Source organism: Parasulfitobacter algicola (genome assembly GCF_013315265.1).
Taxonomy (GTDB): domain Bacteria; phylum Pseudomonadota; class Alphaproteobacteria; order Rhodobacterales; family Rhodobacteraceae; genus Parasulfitobacter; species Parasulfitobacter algicola.
Map to the genome: position 1 here is coordinate 1 of NZ_JABUFE010000038.1, position 3765 is coordinate 3765.

Annotated in this window: 2 protein-coding genes; both read right to left on the bottom strand. The window is 56.7% G+C overall.

Annotated elements, in window-relative coordinates:
- Nucleotides 1-1012 (bottom strand): hypothetical protein (locus tag HRQ87_RS19895; RefSeq protein ID WP_174140192.1); only part of this gene is annotated, 1012 nt, incomplete at its 3' end.
- Nucleotides 1002-3584, bottom strand: a complete 2583-nt coding sequence (locus HRQ87_RS19900) for a glycosyltransferase (protein ID WP_174140193.1) — start codon at nt 3582-3584, stop codon at nt 1002-1004. The genes HRQ87_RS19900 and HRQ87_RS19895, both read right to left, overlap by 11 nt.
- Between the last annotated feature and the right edge of the window lie 181 nt (nt 3585-3765).

A 3765-nucleotide genomic window follows, 5' to 3' on the forward strand; every position in this document is an offset into this window, starting at 1 on the left:
CTTCAGGCGGTTTATTTTTGATGTGATTGATGAGGGCTTTAAAGGCGCGTTCGAGGATTTGTTCATAGGTTTTCAGCGGCAGGTGGTCCAGTTCTGCGGGTTCGACCTTGTGGGTGGCATAATGTGCAGCGTCCCACCATCTGGGATCATCTTTCATTGCCTGTGCGGACGCGGGATCCAGGTGGTCCAGCAGGGTCAGATTGCTGTGTTTGACCGCTTCGAGATACCGCACACAATCCTCAGGGGGGATAACCCAGGCCGGTTTTTCGCGTGGTCCTGGGGCCCATTTTGCAAAAGCGAACTCGAACATGGAATCATGTTCGTGGCGGCGCAGGGACCGGATCCGCTGCAACATTCGCAGCAACATGCCGTCACTGCTGGAATTCACACGCCCGACCGGGGCCAGTGTGATCCCGAAGATCGACCCAAAATCAACTGTTATGTCGCTCGTGACCAGGCGCACATGCACCTTGGACACGCCGGGAACCCTGCGCCAGGCCTGGACCGCAAGATCCCATTTCACCCGGCCCAGACTGCGCTCCATCCAATAGGATCGGGGATGTTCTGACCACGCCCCCCATTGCCACCATCCACTGTTCAACCAGTCCAGCTGCGGGCGTACATAAATCACCACCTCGGCCGTCAGACCCAGATGGTCCAGCATTCGGCTGTCGTGGAATGCTTCTGGTCTGTTGATCCAGCCTTCGCACGACAGGATCGGGGTGATCTCGGCAGGCAGGTCCGCGACATTCGCAAGACCTGTTTCGATACTTTTGAGCGCCGTGCCAGAGCTTGGGGCAAAGCTGCTGGCGTATCCATAGACCGATGTGTTGGCATGATGGGTCAACGCTGCACCGCGCTGCAGTATACCGCCCTCTTGAATGACGACATATTCAAAGGTCTGGCCTGACGCATGCGGCAAGACAGGCTTCAGGCTCAGGCTGCGTTGCAAGGAGCTGCTGCCGCATTTCCCCGCCCCGACATGAAGAATGACGCGACGATTATCCGGCATTGCAAAGATCCCTTTCCGGTTCATGAAGATCTGACAGCAAGGCGGCGAGATCATCGAAGGCAGCGCTTAGGACATGGCCATTGGGCGCCTGTCTGACCGCTTCGGCCTGGGCGCCCAGATCAAAGCAATAAACCGGCATTCCGGTCGCAAGCGCCTCATGTGTGGTATAGGAAAACGTCTCGGGCCAAATCGACGGGATCAACCATCGGGATATCTTATAGCGACACACCAGATCGGGCAGATCCCGGATGTCATACGCACCATGCACCTGGATTGTGGCCGGCATAGTATAATCCGGTGCAACCTTCCCGATCACAACAATACTGTGGGGGCTGTTCGTTTTATCGATCATATGTCCAAGATCCTGAAGGATCTTGCCCCCCTTGTGATGGCCGATATTACCAAGAACGCCAATCACCGGGCGGTCGGATGGCTGTGGTCGGGGGGTGATCTTGTCGACCTTGTGGTGCAGGGCATGGGGCCGCACAGTGATCTTTGGCGCAAGATGGGGCCAGACCGCCAGAACAATGGCTTTGCTGTCTTGCGAGAAGACGGTGATGCTCAGAGCAGCTTCCAGCAAGTGCTGCCATTCCGCGCGCCATGCAGCCAGGCTGACCTGTTGACCACCCGAGGTTTCCGCACTGTGCGCGATATCATCGGTATCGATCTGCGGAACACCATGGTACCGCCCGTCTCGACCAAGCAGCGTATAAGACGGGCTGATCGGAAAGTAATCGTGGAACAGAACTTCGATACTATCACCCGGCGCACCCCTGAGACGCAAAAGCCGGTCAGGCAAATCGGCCCCGTCATGGTGCCCCACACCACAGGAATAGATGATCCGCCGTTTGCCAAGGGGCGCCACAAGCCGCAGCACAGTGTCAAAATCAGATACAGCCGCAGCCACGGTGCCAGAGGCAGAATGCAGTTCCAGATACCAGCGGGCCTGCGCATGCCCGACGCGCAGCACCACCGCAAAGCCACCCTTGGCAAGATCGTCCTTTAACCGGCTCTGCAAATAGAACTCGGCCCCACCCCCCATGCTGTGGGCCAGATAGATCGGGATCGGACCATGATCATCGGACATATGCACTTGATTGGCCAGCGATATTCCCAACACCAGACGGGCGGTGTTCAAAGGATCGCTGCGGATAAAGCTTTGCACCTGGGCATCATAGCCGGGATAGCGGCGCGCAATCTTTTGGTTGTTCTGCTGCACCAGCTTTTTCTTGGCGTCACTGCCAAAGGATGTACCACCCCGATGTTCGACAAAAAGCGCCCCAAGCCCGACATGGCGGCCCTGACTGGCCCGAGCTCGCTGGCACCAGTCAACCTCCTCGCCGTACCCTTTGCCAAAGGCGTCATCAAAAAGGCCGATCTGGCGCAGAAAGTGGATGTTCATCGCCATGCAAAAGCCAACCCCCGTTGGCAGCGTTGCCGCCGTCAGCCTGACATTCAGACGTTGCGCATCCAGATCAATAGCATCGGCCTGACCGGGCGCCAGATCCCTGCGCCGACAGATCATGGGCACCGATAGGATCTCGGCGTCATTCGACATGGGCGTTACAGTTGCAATACCGGGGTCAGCTAGGATCGGCGACAAAAGCCGCGTGGCCCACCTCTGTGGAACAAGAGCGTCAGAGTTCAGAAGAATAACATGATCCCCCCGCTCAAGAGCCTGCGCGAACGCCCGGTTCACACTGGATATAAACCCCAGGTTCCGGTCGTTTTCCAAAAGATCAATACGGGCTGCGCGCGATGGATCGTTGGCCCAGTCCCTTAAATAAGGCCGGATCCGGTCATCGCTCGAACAATCTTCGATCAAGATCAGGTGCCAATCCACGTCCGTATGCCGTTCAACCCGGTCAAGCGCTTGCGTGACCAGATCATAGGCGTTGTAAACCGGCAGTATAATCGTCATCTTGCTGTGGGCATTTGCCAGAATATGCGCCGGGTCAGCGGCCAGCGCGCGCGGGTCACATACATAGGTTCGCTCCGGCAGGGTCAATTGCAGATTGCGAACCAGCCGCGCCCGCGCATCAGGGGTGCGCGAAAAAGCCCAGGACACAAAGCTGGGAAACGCTTTCAGCAAAACAGCGCTGAAAGACAGGGCAACCCTGGCCTTTGACAGACCAATTGCACGGTGGGCGATCTGCGGCATCTCATAGTGATAGCAGGTCTGCGGGCCGCTCTCATCACCGGTTTCCAGGCCCAGAAACACAATCCCGCTTGTCCTTGGCACGCATACTTCAAAACCGACCGCCAATCCATCGCCGTTCTCGGTCATGCCCACGTCGGTGCGTGCGATCCGACGCACAGCATGAACCGTCTCGGTCCCGTTACTAAGCCAGATTGTCTGTGCAAAACTCCAGCCAACAACGTGATAGACCCCGTTCAGCATTTCGACATAATCCACATGGCCCAACGGCTTAGTGTCCTTGTCGATCAAGGGTCGGCCCGGCCCAAAGGCACGCAGCCTGGGTTCCGCATAAAGCCGAAAAACATCGCGCAACCGGATCAACTGTCGTCGAAAAAAACCCATGTGCCCGTCAGAACCTTTGAACTTGATCATATGGTTAACCTGAAGTGGCACCTGTGACCAAACATATCAAATAAGACAGCGCTTTCAAGAAAACGCTGTCTTATTATACATCCGGCACTTGCGCGTTTCGACCGCGCCCTTTTTTATCAGACGATCACGATATCGTCGATAAGCGAGTTGGGGTCGGTCAGATCCGAAATGGCCAGGATAT